The 17,693-nt window shown below is 35.5% G+C and carries 18 protein-coding genes; all 18 read right to left on the bottom strand.

Features of this window, described 5'->3' with window-relative positions:
* Positions 1–195 precede the first annotated feature (195 nt).
* On the bottom strand, positions 196–402 hold the full coding sequence (locus tag PRVXT_RS05670; RefSeq protein WP_350344697.1) for a hypothetical protein: 207 nt from the start codon (positions 400–402) through the stop codon (positions 196–198).
* Between the two features lie 54 nt (positions 403–456).
* Entirely contained in the window at positions 457–990 is a 534-nt protein-coding gene (locus PRVXT_RS05665; RefSeq protein ID WP_350344696.1) for a 2-oxoacid:acceptor oxidoreductase family protein, read from the bottom strand.
* Between the two features lies 1 nt (position 991).
* Positions 992–1,741, bottom strand: a complete 750-nt coding sequence (locus tag PRVXT_RS05660; RefSeq protein WP_350345118.1) for a thiamine pyrophosphate-dependent enzyme — start codon at positions 1,739–1,741, stop codon at positions 992–994.
* A gap of 5 nt (positions 1,742–1,746) precedes the next feature.
* On the bottom strand, positions 1,747–2,805 hold the full coding sequence (locus PRVXT_RS05655; protein ID WP_350344695.1) for a 3-methyl-2-oxobutanoate dehydrogenase subunit VorB: 1,059 nt from the start codon (positions 2,803–2,805) through the stop codon (positions 1,747–1,749).
* A gap of 23 nt (positions 2,806–2,828) precedes the next feature.
* Entirely contained in the window at positions 2,829–3,053 is a 225-nt protein-coding gene (locus tag PRVXT_RS05650; protein WP_350344694.1) for a 4Fe-4S binding protein, read from the bottom strand.
* Positions 3,054–3,074: 21 nt separating this feature from the next.
* A complete protein-coding gene (locus PRVXT_RS05645; RefSeq protein WP_350344693.1) occupies positions 3,075–3,725 on the bottom strand; it encodes an ATP-binding protein in 651 nt (216 codons plus the stop codon).
* Positions 3,726–3,727: 2 nt separating this feature from the next.
* Positions 3,728–4,807 (bottom strand): butyrate kinase, encoded by a 1,080-nt coding sequence (gene buk, locus PRVXT_RS05640; protein ID WP_350344692.1) that lies wholly within the window; start codon positions 4,805–4,807, stop codon positions 3,728–3,730.
* A gap of 59 nt (positions 4,808–4,866) precedes the next feature.
* On the bottom strand, positions 4,867–5,937 hold the full coding sequence (locus PRVXT_RS05635) for a Leu/Phe/Val dehydrogenase (RefSeq protein ID WP_350344691.1): 1,071 nt from the start codon (positions 5,935–5,937) through the stop codon (positions 4,867–4,869).
* 57 nt (positions 5,938–5,994) lie between these two features.
* Entirely contained in the window at positions 5,995–6,900 is a 906-nt protein-coding gene (gene ptb, locus PRVXT_RS05630) for a phosphate butyryltransferase (protein ID WP_350344690.1), read from the bottom strand.
* A gap of 21 nt (positions 6,901–6,921) precedes the next feature.
* Positions 6,922–7,983, bottom strand: a complete 1,062-nt coding sequence (gene buk, locus PRVXT_RS05625; protein ID WP_350344689.1) for a butyrate kinase — start codon at positions 7,981–7,983, stop codon at positions 6,922–6,924.
* Positions 7,984–7,997: 14 nt separating this feature from the next.
* Complete coding sequence (locus PRVXT_RS05620) at positions 7,998–9,065, bottom strand: Leu/Phe/Val dehydrogenase (RefSeq protein WP_350344688.1); 1,068 nt, start codon at positions 9,063–9,065, stop codon at positions 7,998–8,000.
* A gap of 250 nt (positions 9,066–9,315) precedes the next feature.
* On the bottom strand, positions 9,316–11,040 hold the full coding sequence (locus tag PRVXT_RS05615) for a sigma-54-dependent Fis family transcriptional regulator (RefSeq protein ID WP_350344687.1): 1,725 nt from the start codon (positions 11,038–11,040) through the stop codon (positions 9,316–9,318).
* A gap of 108 nt (positions 11,041–11,148) precedes the next feature.
* Positions 11,149–11,925 (bottom strand): hypothetical protein, encoded by a 777-nt coding sequence (locus tag PRVXT_RS05610; protein WP_350344686.1) that lies wholly within the window; start codon positions 11,923–11,925, stop codon positions 11,149–11,151.
* A gap of 49 nt (positions 11,926–11,974) precedes the next feature.
* Positions 11,975–12,631, bottom strand: a complete 657-nt coding sequence (locus PRVXT_RS05605) for a glycosyltransferase family 2 protein (RefSeq protein ID WP_350344685.1) — start codon at positions 12,629–12,631, stop codon at positions 11,975–11,977.
* A gap of 19 nt (positions 12,632–12,650) precedes the next feature.
* Positions 12,651–13,424: a copper transporter gene (locus PRVXT_RS05600; RefSeq protein WP_350344684.1), complete on the bottom strand. Its 774-nt coding sequence runs from the start codon at positions 13,422–13,424 to the stop codon at positions 12,651–12,653.
* Positions 13,425–13,437: 13 nt separating this feature from the next.
* Entirely contained in the window at positions 13,438–14,550 is a 1,113-nt protein-coding gene (gene steA, locus PRVXT_RS05595; RefSeq protein WP_350344683.1) for a putative cytokinetic ring protein SteA, read from the bottom strand.
* A gap of 623 nt (positions 14,551–15,173) precedes the next feature.
* Entirely contained in the window at positions 15,174–15,983 is an 810-nt protein-coding gene (spo0A, locus tag PRVXT_RS05590; RefSeq protein WP_350344682.1) for a sporulation transcription factor Spo0A, read from the bottom strand.
* A gap of 289 nt (positions 15,984–16,272) precedes the next feature.
* Entirely contained in the window at positions 16,273–17,559 is a 1,287-nt protein-coding gene (spoIVB, locus tag PRVXT_RS05585; RefSeq protein ID WP_350344681.1) for a SpoIVB peptidase, read from the bottom strand.
* Positions 17,560–17,693: the final 134 nt, after the last annotated feature.

The following is a 17,693-nucleotide window of genomic DNA, read 5'->3' as shown; positions in this document are numbered from 1 at the left end:
TTTCTTTTTTTAACTTGCAGTCAACTTGTGCTTGTAACCCTAGAGAGGTTTCAAACCTCATAGTCACTTCTTGTTTGTTCTTTTTTGAGGTCTCTAACATAATCTCTTACTAATACGTATTTGCCTGTATACCCTTTCATCTTAATAGACTCATAGGTAGCTATGAAAGTTCACTACAGCTATCAACTTTTTCTTTTATAATTGACTTAAAGACCCAGCATCACATCTAGTTTCAAGTCCAGCCCTTTGGCCCAGCAGAATGAGCAAGTATCGACGTTTTCGTGGCCAATTAAGATTTTGACCTTCCTTCCCAATCCATAACATTCCCAATGGAAGCTGTTCATATCCACCTACCGGCAAACACCTTTGCCTTCGGCTAGTGGTTCCCGAGTTAACGCACACGCTGAGCGCACCCAAAAAAAACATCTAGGATTCATCATCCTAGATGTTCTAACTTTATTTACAGTATTCGGAACCTTTATCTATAGCTTGCTCATTTAGAGGAATTAAGTTGTGGCGATGTTCTGGTAGCACCTTTTTTAGTGCTCCTATAACGGAATCTTTTTTAACGACATTAGTTTGAGCAATAAGAGATCCTAAAACTACCATGTTAGCTATTTTACTGCTTCCTAATTCGTTTGCTATGTCATTGGCTGGCACTTCGATAACCGTAATATCATCTCTTTCACACTTTCTTTCTATTAGAGAAGAGTTTACAATAAGAACCCCGCCTGGCTTAACCTGAGATTCAAATTTGTCCAATGAAGGTAAATTCATAGCTATAACCACATCAGGTTCAGTTACCACCGGTGAACCGATAGGATTTTCTGATACAACTACTGTACAATTTGCTGTTCCGCCACGCATTTCTGGACCATATGAAGGCATCCAAGATACCTCTTTATCCTCAATCATTCCAGAATAGGTTATAAGCTGACCCATGGACATAACACCTTGACCACCAAAACCTGCCATAATGATTTCTAACATATTATTTGCCCTCCTTTTCTGGAGATCTAAAGTTACCTAACGGATAGTACGGTAACATATTATCTTTTAACCAATCAAGAGATTCAACAGGGTCGATACCCCAGTTTGTAGGACAAGTTGATAAAACTTCTACCAATGTGAACCCTTTACCTTCTAGCTGGTACTCAAAAGCTTTTTTAATTGCTTTTTTAGCTTTAAGGATATGAGGAACGTCATGAACAGAAACTCTTTCTATATAAACAGCACCTGGCAGTGTAGAAAGCATCTCAGATACTTTTATAGGATGACCAGCATGATCTAGATCTCTACCATATGGAGAAGTTGTAGTAACCTGTTTTTCCAATGAGGTTGGCGCCATTTGACCTCCGGTCATGCCATAAATTGCATTATTTACAAAAACCGTAGTAATTTTCTCGCCTCTAGCAGCAGCATGTACTATCTCCGCCGCTCCGATAGAAGCTAAATCTCCGTCACCTTGATAAGTAAATACTGCGTTATCAGGATTAACTCTCTTTATCCCTGTAGCAACAGCAGGAGCTCTACCATGGGCAGCTTGTTGCATGTCACAATTAAAGTAGTTGTATGCCAATACAGAACACCCTACTGGGGCAACTCCAATTGTTTTATCTCTTATTCCTAACTCATCCATGACCTCAGCGGTAATTTTGTGTATAATACCGTGGGTACAACCTGGGCAATAGTGCATTACTTTATCAGTTAAGCTTTCTGGTTTTTCCCAAACTTTAACCATAGACATTATTTTTCACCCCCCACTAGTTCTTTAACTTTTTCTTTTACTTCCTCAACTGAAGGTATCATTCCGCCTGTTCTTCCATAAAACTCTACAGGCTTTCTTCCATCAACGGCTAGTTTAACATCTTCCACCATCTGGCCTAAGCTCATTTCAACAGTTAGAAACTTAGATGCTGAGTCTATTACATCTTCAAAAGCATCCGCTGGGAATGGCCACAGTGTAATAGGTCTAATCATACCTACTTTTATACCTTCTTCTCTTAATTGATCTATAGCTGTTCTACAAATTCTAGAAGTAGTGCCATAAGCTGTGATTACAATGTCTGCATCTTCTGTTTTATAACTTTCAGATTTGGCTTCCTTATCTGTGATTTCAGCATATTTCTCTTGAAGATCAATGTTATGGTTTTCTAGACCTTCAGGGTCCATGTGTAGAGAGTTAATAACATTTTGCTCTCTATCTTTCATGCCAGTTGTAGCCCAAGTCTTCTCTTTGCTATCTCTTTTATTAAGAGGTTTAAACTCAACAGGTTCCATCATCTGACCTAATATTCCATCACCCAGAATCATTACAGGGTTTCTATAGTAGTCAGCAATTTCAAAAGCATCCATTGTTAAGTCAACTAACTCTTGAACTGTAGAAGGAGCTAGAACAACTACGCGATAATCTCCATGTCCGCCACCTTTTACTGCCTGGAAATAGTCTGACTGTGCGGGTTGGATACCACCTAGACCTGGACCACCTCTTACAATATTAACAATTACACAAGGTAATTGTGCACCTGCTATATAAGAAATGCCCTCGGTCTTTAAACTAATTCCTGGACTTGAAGAAGAAGTCATAACTCGCGCTCCTGCCCCTGAAGCACCATAAACCATGTTTATTGCAGAAACTTCACTTTCCGCTTGTAAAAATACGCCATTTTCTTTTGGTAGACGACGCGCTAAATATGCTGGTATTTCATTTTGTGGTGTTATTGGATATCCGAAAAAATAACGACAACCTGCCTTAATAGCAGCTTCGCCTATGGCTTCGTTACCCTTCATTAACGTTTTTCCCATTTTAAAACCTCCCTATATTAATTTTATTTTTCTTTTTCAACTTCAATAACTGAGTCTGGACAGATTCTAGCACACATAGCACAGCCAATACATTTGTCCATCTCATTTACAGTTGCTGGTGTGTAACCTTTTTTGTTAATTCTACCTTTGTCCATAATAACAATTTTTGTTGGACAAACAGTATTACAAAGTTCACAACCTTTACATAAATCTTCATTAAAAACAACTCTACTTTTTCCTTTAGCCACTTAACTTACCTCCTTTTATTGTTATAACCAAGGTAGTTTGTATTCAATCTCTAACGGGAAAATATCCGCTTTTAGATTTTCCTCAACTTTAGTTACTAAATCTCCTCTAACAGCTGTAAAAGCCACTGGCACACCAATTTCTTCTGCAGCTTTATAAGTTAATTTTTCACCCTCTATTATTTGTTCAGGTTCAGTTAACTCACCTACATTAGTGTTGTTTATTAAAGCTGTAACTTTGAGCTTAGAAAGCTTTTCTATCCTTTCTTTTAGCTCTGTTATACCTTCAACAGTAGAGGTAAAAGGTCTATTCCCATTCACCACCATAAAAAGTTCGTACTCTATGTTTTTTAAGTTATTTGAATATCTACCTAAAACTACTGAGCCATCATCACCACCAACATCAAAAACAGAAATACTATCTTCTTTATTAAAAGAAGAGACAACCTCAGGTGGAAGGGCTGGCAAGTCAGCTTGTGCTAGGTGCTTATTAAATATAACCTTTACACCCTTATTTTCGAGCTTTTTGGTGTTATCCCTAGCTCGAAAATAAGGGTTAACAATATCTAAATCCACTATGGAAACATCAAAGTTTTTGGCAAGATGAATGCTGTAGTTTACCGACACTTGAGTTTTGCCACTGCCATACTCCCCACAAAAAATATATACTTTCATGACTACCCTGTGTAAGTTTGGGCTTTTTCTTTTCCTTGCAACACTCGAAGCCCACCTTCAGCTAAGGCCAACATTTCATCTTCACCTGGATAAGTCATAACTTTGCCGATAAAGTCAACTCTATCACTTATCCACTTAACCAGCCCTTTATCATAAGCAAGGCCACCAGTAAGAACTACACCATCTACTTCACCTTTTAGAACGGCCGCACAACTACCTATTTCTTTAGCGATTTGATAAGCCATAGCTTCGTAAACCAAAGCAGCCTTTTTATCTCCACTATCTACCATCTCTTGAATTTCTCTGCCATCATTTGAACCTAAGTAGGCAACTAAGCCACCTTTTCCAGTAATTTTCTTCTTAATTTCTTCTTGGGTAAATCTTCCAGAGAAACAAAGCTTTACTAAATCACCAACCGGCAATCCTCCACTGCGTTCTGGCGAAAAAGGTCCTTCTCCATCTAATGCATTGTTAACATCTACTACCTTACCACTTTTATGGGCTCCCACAGAAACACCACCACCCATATGGGCAACGATTAGGTTAAAATCTTTATAATCTCCACCTAACTCTTCCGCAGCCCTTCTTGCAACAGCTTTTTGGTTTAACGCATGCAAAATACTTTTTCTTTCAATTTCTGGCATACCTGAAATTCTAGCTACATCTTCCATCTCATCTACTACAACAGGGTCTACAATGTAAGCAGATATATTCAACTGTTTAGCTATTTCATTAGCAATAATTCCACCTAGGTTAGATGCATGTTGGCCTAATATACCCACTTTTAAATCCTCTAACATTTTTTCATTAACTTCATAAGTGCCCCCTGCCATAGGCGCAAGTAATCCACCTCTTCCAACAACAGCAGAAAGTTTGCTTAAGTTAATACCCTGACTGTCGAGACTATTTAGTATAACTTCTTTTCTAAATTCATACTGATCAATAATTGAATCATACTTTGCTATTTCCTCCGCACTATGACGCAAAGTCTCCTCGAAAAGTGGATTATCACCTTCAAATACTGCAATTTTGGTGGAGGTAGAGCCTGGATTTATGGTTAATATTCTATAAGCTTCTGTCAATTTTCATTACCTCCTTTTAATAATGGAGAGTTGACAGCTAGTCAACTCTCCTAACTAGTTTATTTGTTTAAGAAAGTGCTTCTAACTCTTCCTAGATTTTCAATTCTCTCTTCTGCCATTTTATCAGCAGCTTTATATGACGGAATGTTGTCTCTCTTAGCAATTGCATATACTCTCTTGATATTATCATAAATTGTAGCAATCTTCTCCATTGCTCTTTCTTCATTGTATCCTTTTACTTCGTCAGCAACATTCATCAATCCACCAGCATTGATTACATAGTCTGGAGCGTAAAGAATTCCTTTTTCATGTATAACATCTCCGTGGCGCTCTTCTTTAAGAACATTATTAGCTGCACCAGCAATAATTTTGCACTTAAATTGTGGAATAGTGTCGTCGTTAACAGTAGCACCTAATGCTGTAGGAGCATAGATATCACATTCTACACCGTAAATCGCATCTGGCTCTACAACTTCTGCACCAAATTCATTTACTACTCTATCTATAGCTTCTTGGTTAATGTCAGAAACAATTAGTTTAGCACCAGCTTCATGTAAGTATTGACATAGATAATAGCCAACTTTTCCAACACCTTGTACAGCAACAACCTTACCTTCTAGGCTGTCAGAGCCCCAAGCTTCGTTAGCGCTTGCCAGGATACCTCTAAACGTACCATAAGCAGTTTTGGGAGATGGATCCCCACTAGAGCCATGAGATTCAGAAACACCTGTAACATGGTCTGTTTCTTCCTTTACAATATCTAGGTCTGCTACTCCAGTTCCTACATCAGCAGCTGTAATGTAGCGTCCATTTAAACTTTGAACATAGCGACCGAAAGCTCTCCATAGTTCTTCAGATTTATCAGCGTTAGGATCACCCCAAATAACTGTTTTACCGCCACCTAGGTTTAGACCAGCAGCTGCAGCTTTGTATGTCATTCCTTTAGCTAATCTTAATGCATCTTCTATAGCTTCTTCCTCTGTATCATAGTTCCACATTCTTGTACCACCTAATGCCGGACCCAGTGTAGTGTCATGAATTGCGATAATAGCTTTTAAACCAGATGTCTTGTCATGACAAAGGACTAACTGCTCATAGTCATAAGTTTCCATGTACTTAAAGATTTTCATAATAAATCCTCCCTTAATTTAAATGTTTTAAATTTATACTAACGCTAAGTTAATTGCCTAGCGGTTAGCGGCTACTAATACTCCTAAAGCAATTGCATTTAGCTTAGCTTGATGAGTGTCTGCTCTAGATGTTAAAACTACTGGTGCTTTAGCTCCTGCTATAACACCCGCAGTTTCAGCGCGAGCAAAGTAAACCATTGATTTATAAAGAACGTTACCAGCATCGATATTTGGCACTAACAAAATATCGGCATTGCCCGCAACTGGACTATCAATCCCTTTATGCTTTGCCGCTTCAGCCGACACAGCATTGTCAAGTGCTAATGGCCCATCTACTGTTGCATCTTTGATTTGTCCTCTTTGAGCCATTTGTGATAATGCTGCCGCATCAAGGCATGGCTGCATATCTGGATTAACAACTTCTACTGCAGCTAAAGGTGCAACTTTGGGTTTCTCAATGCCTAGAGCCTTAGCTACCTCTACTGCATTTTGTGTTATTTGCATTTTTTGCTTTAAATCTGGTGCAATATTCATTGCTCCATCTGTTAATAAAAACAATTTCTCAAATCCACTTACCTCTAAAGCAGCAACATGACTTAATATTTTCCCTGTACGAAGCCCTATTTCCTTGTCCAAAACAGCCCTTAGTATATCAGCTGTTCCTAAAAGACCTTTCATAACCAAGTCAGCTTTTTGGGAGGAAACTAGTTCAACAGCCTTTCTAGCTGCTTGAACTTTATTTGGTTCGTCAATAACCTCCAATTTTTCTAAGTTATAACCTTCACTGGTGGCAATTTTTTCAATTTGTTTTTTATCACCTACTAAAATTGCCTCTACAATGCCCATTTCTACAGACTCAGTTACAGCTCCTAAGACATCCTTGTCTTCCGCTGCAGCAACTGCAAGTGTCTGTTTTTCTACAGATTTTGCTTGTTCAATTATTCCTTTTATGGTTTTTATCAAAACCTTCACCTCCTTAAAATATTAATATGTTTTAGCTTTTTCTTCTCCTGTCAACACCCTCAATGCACCTTCACATAACGCTGTCATTTCATCTTCTCCAGGGTAAACCAAAATAGGAGCAATAAACTCTGTATGTTCCTTAATCATATCAACCAACATATCAGAGTAACTTAACCCACCTGTAAGTATTATATTTTCCGCATTTCCTTGCAAGACTGTTGCCATAGCAGCAATTTCTTTTGATATTTGATAAGCCATTGCTTTATAAATAAGCTCTGCTTTCTTATCTCCATCAACAATCATTTTTTCTACATCTCTAGCATCATTTGTACCTAAGTAGCCAACCAGTCCACCTTCGCGAGTAATCTTTTTCTTTATTGTAGCAAGATCATATTTTCCACTAAACGCAAGCTTTACAAGGTCACCTACTGGTAGTCCGCCACTCCTTTCTGGAGAAAAGGGTCCATATTCATTAGCATTGTTCACATCAATCATTCTTCCATTAGTTAAAGGTACTATGGATATTCCTCCACCAAGGTGAGCTATGATTACATTTAAGTCTTTTACATCTTTATTAAGATCTTTAGAAGCTCTATGAGCAACAGCTTTAATGTTTAAAGCGTGCAACAAGCTTCTTCTATCTATTTCAGGCATGCCTGAAATCCTTGCGATATCATCAAACTCATCTACCGCCACAGGATCTACTATGAAAGCAGGCACACTATTTTTCTTAGCAATCCTATCAGCTATCAAACCACCAAGGTTCGAAGCATGTTCCCCTTGAACGCCAATTTTTAAATCTTTTTTAAGTTCTTCTGAAACTGTATATGTTCCACTAGGCATAGGTTTTAGCAACCCACCTCGCCCAACTACACAGTCTAAGTTAGTAATTCCCTCAGAGTCTAACCAGTTTTCTATCGCTTCAAGTCTAAAATCCAACTGATCAACAATCTTATCATAATTTTTAATTACATTAGCATTATGATCTACTGAATGTTTTTTTATTATTTTTGCCCCACTAAAATAGGCAAGTTTAGTGGAAGTAGACCCTGGGTTTATTGCTAGAACTTTTAAATCATTCATAATTATAGCCACCCTTATTTATAGGTTCTAGAAATTCTACCAATGGTTTCTAATCTTTGATCAACTAATTTAACAGCTGCTTCATTTGGAATAATGTTTTCTTCTCTTGCTATGTCAAAAATTTGAATCAGCATATCATAAATAGTTGATGCTTTGTTATATGCCCTACCTTTGTTATATCCTTCTAATTCATCAGCTACTTGGATAAGGCCACCTGCATTAACTACGAAATCAGGGGCAAAAAGTATCCCTTTATCAGCTAAAACTTTTCCATGACGAGATTCTGCTAGCTGATTATTTGCTGCACCTGCTATTACCTTGCATTTGAATTTATCAATATTTTCATCATTAACAATGGCCCCTAAAGCATTTGGGGAGAATACGTCACACTCTACTGAATATATCTCATCAGGCTTAACAATTTCAACTTGCGGAAAATCCGACTTGACTTTATCGATATGAGCATCAACTATATCAGTCCCTATAACCTTCGCACCTTCTTCTATAAGGTGTTTGACCAAGAAATAGCCAACTTTACCTAGGCCTTGTACCGCAACTGTCCTTCCTGACAGGTCATCTGTCCCAAAAGATTCCTTGCAAGCTGCTTTTATACCCCTCCATGTTCCAAAAGCGGTTATTATAGAGGAATTTCCTCCACCACCATATTCTTCTGGCAAAGCCCCAACATACTGAGTTTCTTTCCTTGCTATAATGAAGTCATGAAATGTAGTACCCACATCAGTACCAGTCATGAATCTACCTTTGAATACATCTATGTAGCGCCCAAAAGCTCTAAATAGCGCTTCACTTTTATCTTTTTGAGGATCTCCCCATATAAGCGATTTGCCACCACCGTAATCAGTGCCTGTAGCTCCAGACTTATATGTCATACCCTTTGAAAGTCTTAGCACATCGGTAATCGCCTCTTCTTCAGTGTCATAATTCCACATTCGACAACCACCTAATGCCGGACCTAAAGTTGTATCATGAATAGCTACCAAGGCTTTTAAACCAGAAATTTTCTCTTGGTTAAAAACCAATTGTTCATGTCCCTCTTTTTCCATCATCTCAAAGATTTTCATAACCTAACACCCTCCTTCATTTTTTGTACATTACATTTAAAATGCAATATCCATGCCAACATTACTTTCCACAAAAACTACCTAAATCTATTATTTGATAAAATAGATTTTACATGTATAAAGATGAAAAAAACCCTCGATTTATAGGGTTTTTTTATTTGTGTTAAAAGTTCGCTATTTTTTATTACAATGAAACAACTAATCATCCCCCCTGCAATAAATTGCACGTTTGCACTTTGTTTCCTGCAATTTATTGCAGGTTGTATTTGTCTAGCTTATTGTACAGTGTTCTTATGGAGACTTTAAGTTCTTTTGCAGTCTGTGTTTTATTGTTATTATTCCTTTTCAATATTTTAGATATATAATCTTTTTCTATACCACCAACAACCTCATCTAAAGGTAGTACATTTTTCACTTTATTAAATTTTTCATATGAAGTGGGGTTAGCAGCTTCTAGCTGAGGTAAGTGCTTCTCATCTAAAACCCTTTCAGAAAAATCCATATTAATAATTGCTCTGCCAATTATATTTTCTAATTCTCGCACATTCCCTCGAAATCTGTAATCTGATAAAACATTTATTGCATCTTTGGAAATTCCTTCTATGTTCCGTCCATAATCTTGATTAAATTTTTTTAAAATATGTTTACTTAGTGGTTCTATATCGTTAATACGTTCTCGCAAAGGTGGAATAAAAATAGGGACTACACTTATTCTGTAATAGAGATCTTCTCTAAATGTCCCCTTCTTAATTGCTTCCTCAAGATTAACATTTGTTGCAGCGATAATTCTAACGTCTACATTTTGTGATTTTGATTCTCCAACAGGAACAATCTCACGTTCCTGCAACACACGCAAAAGCTTGGCTTGTATATTTAAGCTAATTTCCCCAATCTCGTCTAAAAAGATAGTACCTCCATTAGCCTGAGCAAAAATCCCCTTTTTGCCTCCTCTTTTAGCTCCAGTGAAAGCTCCTTCCACATATCCAAAAAGTTCGCTTTCCAAGAGACTTTCTGGTAAAGCAGCGCAATTCACTCTTATAAATTGATTAAATCTTCGATTTGAAGCATTATGGATTGCATGAGCAAATATCTCCTTGCCAGTACCACTTTCTCCCCTTAGCAAAACAGTAGCCGGGGTTACAGCAGCATTTTCTGCCTGAGCTATAGCCATTTTCATATTAGTTTCTTGAGCTATTATATCATCAAAGGTATATTTAGCTTCTAACTTTCTTATAATTCTTTTCGCTTTGTCTAATTCATAATTTAGTCTTTTTATTTCAGAAATATCGTGAATAACTGCGACACTTCCTTTTAACTCATCGTTTACAATAACTGGTGCCGCATCAACTAAAACCTCTTTTTCTTTAGGACCAACTTTGAGTTTAACACCTTTAATAGGTTTTTTAGTTTTTAAAACTTTTAAATGAACGCTTTCTCCCTGACTTATATCCACCGTAGCAGGCTTTCCTATTATATCTTTTTCAGTATATCCAGTAAGCTTTTTATAGGCGGGGTTAATTACCATACCTTTTCCATTTTTATCAACAACAGATATAGCATCTTCAGTAGCATTAATTATAGCTTCAAGCATTATTTGTATTTCCTTTAAGTTTGTTGCTTGTTCAGCTAACTCTATAACTTCAGTGATATCTCTAAAAACAGCAACTGCTCCAACTAAGTTACCTTGTTGGTTATAAACTGGCATCCTATTAGTTAATATAGTACTATTACCAATTATTTGCCTTTTGTTAAGCTCACCTTTTCCCTCACGAATTACTCTAGTTAGCTTTGAAGTAGGAACAACCTCTGTAACATGTTTACCTATTGCTTTATTTGCTTCAACCTCTACTATTTTCTCCGCTCCTTTATTCATTAGGATGATTTTACCCGTTAAATCAATAGCCATTATAGCATCTTTTATGCTATCTAAAATCCCCAATATCTCATTAGGCCCCATAATATTTTTATATGACAAGGAAACAACCTCCTCTTTTCGAAAAAACCTTGTACGTAAATTTTATCATAATAAAAAAAAGCAAACAACACTGGCTGTTTGCAGTTATTGAGGTATTTTTAGTAAGGCCTAATTAATTCTTCCTATCTCATCAATAAAAGTTAGAATCTTTGATTTTTCTATAATATTTGTGTATGAATACTTTTCTCCTACTATGGTTAATATTAACACTGAAAAATATAAACCAATTCTTATGTCAGTTGGCAATTTTATTACATTTATTGCCATTACTGCTCCTAAAAGATTTGCTCCTCCATCACCTAAAACTGCCATTTCTGCTAGATCAAGATATAGTGTCACTATCACAGCTCCTAAAATTAAATAGTTATATGAGGAGTCAACAAGCAGTGTCAAGGGCAAAAAAAGTAAGATAAAAACCTTTTGACACCTACCTGGCCTTAAATCAAAAAAATTGAATAAATTTACTACTAAGGACAAAAAAAATACTTCTATTATATTAAATATACTAAAACCCATATATAAAAGTAATGTTAACGGTACTCCAGCGGCTTTTATAAAGCCAGATGTCAGCTCGCCTTTTGATATAGCTCTTATATGCCCTTTTAGCCCCTTATTGTGATTATCATTACTCACATCATCTATGTAGCCTAATAAAAAAACAGTGGTAAATACAAACAGTATTTCGACGTTTATGCCGGCAAAAAAAATACTTTCAATAAAAAAAACTATAAAAAATGTCAGGATCAGAAGCATACCCAAAGCAACACTTAAGGTCTTGTTTTTATAGTTAGTTATTTTAGTTTGAAAATTATAATTAAATTCTAATACAGGTTGTGCCAATAATATGCACACTACAAAACCTAGTATTAGTTTTATAACCTCCATAGATTTTCCTCCTCTAAAAGAGTTTATAATACATTAACTTTATCCGAAATCAACGAACAAGTTGTCGTATAATGCTACAACACTGCCTTCCCCTGTGAAGGTAACCTTTAAAATCATTTTTAGTATAGTTGTGAGTCATATTAGTCTCTACTTCTAAAACAATAAACTCATTTTTAGCAGCAGTTTTATTCAATGCCATTTCTACGCCAAACCCTTTCGCAAAAGGAGTACTAAGGCTAAAAACGTTATGTGTCATAACACGCTGTCCAGAAAGAGGAAATAAAAGTGACATACCTGTTGTTAACTTAAGGCCTTTTCTAGCAACCTGTTGAGTTATGCCTAAACCTCCTTTTTTTGCTCCCGATGGGAATGATGCAATAGCCATCTCACACTTTCCACTTTTTACTGGTACAATTAACTTTTTTAGTTCTCTAGAGCTATTCCCTAGATCTCCATCAGCCAAAGCTACAAGTTCACTTTCACTGACATACTTAATTAGCCTGTTAAGAGCACTGCCTTTACCTAGATTTTTAGAGTTTGAAATTAACACATCAGGAGATGCCATTTTTGCTTGGTCATAGGTACTATCTTTTGAACCATCATCAATTACACAAATCTTTTTAACTTCAGATATACTTTTTAACCCAATTATTGTTTGCTTTATATTATTTTGTTCATTATAAGCTGGTACTAATACAGTAACCATGTTACCTACCCCTAACTTCCTAATTAATAGATTTTAGAACTTCTAATAATCCTGTACTTTGGTTTATATTCTCTACGATAATTGCAGAATAATTTAGGCTTTCCACAAAATCATCTTCCACTTCTTCATCTAAAGCAATAATTACGCTTAAACCTTCTTCAACAAAAGTATTTGCTAGCTCTGCTAGTGAATTATCATAATGATCCCCTTGAAAGAAAAAAACATATGTCTCTCTACTTCCTGGTGGCTCCTCTCCAGTAAAAGTGGCTAAATTTAGTTCTTTCAGCGTTGTTAGATAGCTAAACTCTTGTCTTTTTATACCTGTTGCAGTTTGTTTCCCTAATATAGTATAAAGAGTGTCTACTTCAACATCTAAATTTTGACTGAGCTTTTGTTTGTACACCTCCTCCTCCATGTCTGGATTTATAGCTATTTCATTTATACTTAAATTAATATTTTCCAAATAATAGTTCCATTGGGTCAATAAATCCTGCTCATCAAAATAAACCAAAGTTATAGGCATGGAATAATCCTTTTGTTCTAAGGTTTTATAAAAATAATCCCTTTCTCTTGCTTTTAGATTGGTTTTTGCTAACTTCATTTCTTGGATATCTGTTTCTAGTCCCTTATTTTTTTCCTCTAACAATGTAATCCTAGATTGCATCAAATCTATTGTATTCATCTGGCTATTTGAAATAATACCATCACTTAGGGTTGAACCAACCATTATTCCAAGTGCTAAAGCAACAAAAATCGAAATAACTGTAACTATATGAAATTTAAAGCTAGGCATATAAATCTCCTTTCTAAAAAAATGTGTACCTAAACCTCATTAAGAACAACCTAATTATTTGCTGCATTGTAGATGAATACAAAATAAGCACAAAAAAAGGCAACACTAACGCAGCTATCAAACCTATAATACTCCTAGCTTTTACAGGTCTATTGTATAAAGAGCTAACACCTTTTGCATCTACAAGTTTAGGGCCCACCTTTAATCTAACTAAAAAAGTGCTAGCCATTCCTCTTCTTCCTTTTTCAAGAAAATCTATCATATTAGAATGTGTGCCCACAGCAATTAGCAATTCAGCTTTTTGCTGATAAGCAAGAAGTAAGGCAATATCTTCACTGGTACCTGGTGCAAATATTGTTTTGTAGTTTACTCCTAACTTTTGTAACCTATGTGAGGCTGGAACTCTACCATCTGGGAAACCATGGGCGATGATCTCATCAGCCATTAATAGACCCTTATCAGAAACACTGTCCATATCACCTATAATTACATGAGGCTTAAACTTATGACCTATAAGAGCATCTGCACCACCATCAACAGCAATCAAAACTGGTTTCACTTCATTGATATAGTTTTCCATCGCTGCTAAATCTTCTTTATAATTTTTGCCACGCACTACAACAACTACTGGTCTTCCCTCAATTTTTGTCTTAATTGAAGGTACGGATAGTCTTCCAGTAACTAATTTTTTCTCTTTTTTGGCATAGTCTAAAGTATTTTCTATAAATGAATCTAATACTTTATCAAAATTTCTTTCCGCTTCATTAAGCTTTTCACGTAAATCAATTTTACTGAGAGACTTGCTCAATTTTACATTTGTACCCATTACTTCATCATCTAATATCTTTACTTTTTGTCCATATCTAACCTTGTCCCATAGTTTTTTAGGAGCTTGGTCCCATAGCATTATGCCTTTATCAACCAAAACTTCTGGCCCTCTATTAGGATAAAAACCAGAAACAGACTTATTGATGTTTATAACTCCTTTTACTTTTTTATCCACAAGACCAGTTGCTGCTATCTCATCAATGTCCTTATGATCTATTAATGCAATATCCCCTGGCTCTAAATCTGGTATTAGGTCCTTTGTTCTTTTCCCCTTTTTAATAGTCCCATATATTTCCATTAATACACCCCATTGGAATTTTTTTCATATAAGTGATATTATGCTTATTCTACAGGACTTTATACAAAAAAAACTTATGCTTGCTATAATCACCCTTGCTAATTATTTTGATGTATTAAAATGCTGTTTTAAAAAATTGAGTAGGAGCGGAAACTTTTAAAAATTCCCCCTCCTACTCACAAACAGCCTTTTATGTAATTTGTTTCCATTAGATTAAATTTACAGATTATAGCTTGAAATAAATCTAAATGACAATTGCCCACGAATAAAATAGCAAGACAACGCTTTAAGTACCTATAGCCAAGTAGCTACAGTTATCTAAATGCTTAGGTGAGTAATATTCTTAAAAACAACTGTTTTGTAGTTGCTTTAATATTCTAGAATTAAAATTAAAGCACTTTATAACCTTGAATCATGAAATCCTTACAGGCCCAGCTTCACATCTAATTTCAAATCCAAATTTTAGTCCCAGCAGAATAAACAAGCTTCGACGTTTCGTGGTAAATTAATGTTTTGTTCCTACAGCAACTTGCTCCACCAAATCAATTCACATACTGGCACTCCAAAAAAGATGACTTCTGCTATGCAGAAATCATCTTTAAAAATAAATTAGTTAATTTTACTTATAAAGCCACTCTCTTCTTTTCACTTATCCTAATATTATCTGAAATCCTAGCAATAAACTCAGAATTAGTAGGCTTCCCTTTGTCACTTCTGATAGAATATTTAAAAAGTTTATTTACTATTTGAATATTATTTCTACCATTCCAAGCAGATTCTATAGCATGCCTTATAGCTCTTTCTACTCTAGACGGAGTGGTATCAAACCTTTCAGCAACAGTAGGGTATAACACTTTGGTAATAGAATTTATCATACTTGGGTCTTCTATAACTAAATTTATCGCCTCTTTTAGAAAAGCATACCCTTTAATATGAGAAGGAACTCCCATCTCTAAAAGGATAGTAGTTATTATCTCCTCTAAATCCCTTTCCTCTTTAAGAGGTTCATTGTTTAAAAAGTCTCCACTATTATTTGATGACTGACTTTCACCATATGTATTTTTATGGTGCAGTACCCGAATACGCTCTACTAACACACCCATGTCAAACGGCTTTAGTACATAATAGTCAGCTCCTAGTTCAAGTGCTTCTTTAGTTATTTTTTCTTGACCAAAAGCAGTTAACATAATAATGCTCAAATTTTCTCTCAAATCAGATCCATTATTGATTTTTTCTAAAACTCCTAAACCATCAAGGTGTGGCATTATAATATCTAAAACCATAACATCAGGCTTGAGCTTAGGTAGAACATCTAAAGCCTCCATGCCATTATGTACTGTGCCCACCACTTCAATATCTTCAACCTGAGCAAAAAATTCTGACAATAAATCACAAAATTCCTCATTATCATCTACAATTAATACTTTTATCATTTGTCTTCCCCCTCTAATGAAATTATTCCCATTAACCCATTTCGACATCATGTTAATATTTCCTTTTTATTTTTGTTTTTTTTTAAATTTTTTGTTTATATTTTAGATTTAAAAGTATAACTGCTATAAACATTGTTATTAAGGGGTTTTATCTTTACAATTTTTCTTTCATTATCTAACATAATAGTAGGTTATTCGACAAAAAGATTTATTAATTTTAATCTCTGTTATATTTGATTAATATGTTTAATAAATGAATAAAATAAAACTAAGGAATTATCATTCTTCCTTAGTTTAACATATCCGACTCTAATATCATCCATTCAATAAAACACCCATACCCTTTAGATGGCTCGTTTACAAAAACATGGGTAACAGCTCCAACCAACTTTTCATCTTGGATGATGGGACTGCCACTCATCCCCTGTATTATTCCACCTGTTTTATCAAGTAGCCTTTCATCAGTAATTTTAATTACCATACCCTTAGTTTGCGGTGAACTTTGGTTGATTATTTTGTCGATTTCTACATCAAAGGTTTCAACCTTATCTCCTTCTACTACGGTCATAATTTGAGCTGGACCTGTTTGCACCTGATGCTTTAGACCAATTTCTACTGTTTCTTTACTTTGTATATTACCCATTTCATCTAATTTGCCAAAAATACCAAAATGGGAGTTGGTATTAATATTGCCGTGAAAGGTGTCGGAACCTTTAAACATCCCCCTTTTTTCACCTGGATTACCTGCTTTACTCTGTATTAAGCCTGTAATATTGGCTTCAACAACACTACCATATTCTAAGTCTAAAGGGTTGTTGTTTCTATCCATGATTATATGTCCTAGCGCCCCATAGGCTTTAGTCTTAGGATCAATAAAGGTAAGTGTCCCCACTCCTGCAGTTGTATCTTTTATAAAAAGCCCTATTCTATAACTGTTAGTTTCTTTACACTTTTCAGGTGAAACCTTAGCATCAAAAATTTCATCTTCCCTTCTTACAGTAAATAAAATTTTCTCACCAGCTGATTTTTTAATAGCTGCCGATGCTTCTGAAATGTTGTTTACTTTTTGCTCATTTATTTTTAAAATGACATCTCCTGGCTGGATTCCAGCCTCCTTAGCAGGTTTTATTGAACCCCTATCAGAATACACTTTGTCAGTACCTACTACAACAACTCCTTCGTCACTAACTTTTACTCCAATTGACTCCCCACCAGGAATTACTTCTACTGGAGGTACAACCTCAACATTTACTTTCCTTAAAGGAATCAAGCCTAATAAATTAAAGCTCAACTCATAAGAACCACTTTCACTAGGCAAAATAGCTAATGTTTCTGACGTATCTAAAGACAAAGAGTCTGGAGAAACAGGTTCTCCATTTATATAAAGGTCTGAAGCCTCACCTTTTACGCTTACCCCCATAGGTAATCCGAAATCAAGGTAATGCTCTTGACCTGTAAATAGCCTTAAATCATTTGGAATGCTATAATATGTCCGCATTGGAGAGCTAAAAGCCATTATAGTTATCATCAAGGCTAAAAGACCACCCAACGCTTTTTTTCGACCAAATTTACACAAACTAGCACCTCCTTTTAAATAAACTTGTATTTTTAAATTGTCCTTTTGCTTTTCTTTTTATGCCGTTAGGTTAACATAATGTCGTGTTTTTATTTGGTATAAAAGTCAATAAAAAAAAGGTATAATTAAAATCT

Origin of the sequence: Proteinivorax tanatarense (genome assembly GCF_040267685.1) — a bacterium.
In the GTDB taxonomy this organism is placed as follows: Bacteria; Bacillota; Proteinivoracia; order Proteinivoracales; family Proteinivoracaceae; genus Proteinivorax; species Proteinivorax tanatarense.
The sequence above is the reverse complement of the archived record's forward strand: the minus strand, read 5'-3'. Positions and strand labels throughout refer to the sequence as shown.

Excerpts from the sequence above, each read along its gene's own strand:
- PRVXT_RS05665 (WP_350344696.1), bottom strand. The coding sequence starts at position 990 with ATGTTAGAAATCATTATGGCAGGTTTTGGTGGTCAAGGTGTTATGTCC.
- PRVXT_RS05660 (WP_350345118.1), bottom strand. The coding sequence starts at position 1,741 with ATGGTTAAAGTTTGGGAAAAACCAGAAAGCTTAACTGATAAAGTAATG.
- PRVXT_RS05655 (WP_350344695.1), bottom strand. The coding sequence starts at position 2,805 with ATGGGAAAAACGTTAATGAAGGGTAACGAAGCCATAGGCGAAGCTGCT.
- PRVXT_RS05645 (WP_350344693.1), bottom strand. The coding sequence starts at position 3,725 with ATGAAAGTATATATTTTTTGTGGGGAGTATGGCAGTGGCAAAACTCAA.
- PRVXT_RS05635 (WP_350344691.1), bottom strand. The coding sequence starts at position 5,937 with ATGAAAATCTTTAAGTACATGGAAACTTATGACTATGAGCAGTTAGTC.
- buk (WP_350344689.1), bottom strand. The coding sequence starts at position 7,983 with ATGAATGATTTAAAAGTTCTAGCAATAAACCCAGGGTCTACTTCCACT.
- PRVXT_RS05620 (WP_350344688.1), bottom strand. The coding sequence starts at position 9,065 with ATGAAAATCTTTGAGATGATGGAAAAAGAGGGACATGAACAATTGGTT.
- PRVXT_RS05610 (WP_350344686.1), bottom strand. The coding sequence starts at position 11,925 with ATGGAGGTTATAAAACTAATACTAGGTTTTGTAGTGTGCATATTATTG.
- PRVXT_RS05605 (WP_350344685.1), bottom strand. The coding sequence starts at position 12,631 with ATGGTTACTGTATTAGTACCAGCTTATAATGAACAAAATAATATAAAG.
- PRVXT_RS05600 (WP_350344684.1), bottom strand. The coding sequence starts at position 13,424 with ATGCCTAGCTTTAAATTTCATATAGTTACAGTTATTTCGATTTTTGTT.
- steA (WP_350344683.1), bottom strand. The coding sequence starts at position 14,550 with ATGGAAATATATGGGACTATTAAAAAGGGGAAAAGAACAAAGGACCTA.
- spo0A (WP_350344682.1), bottom strand. The coding sequence starts at position 15,983 with ATGATAAAAGTATTAATTGTAGATGATAATGAGGAATTTTGTGATTTA.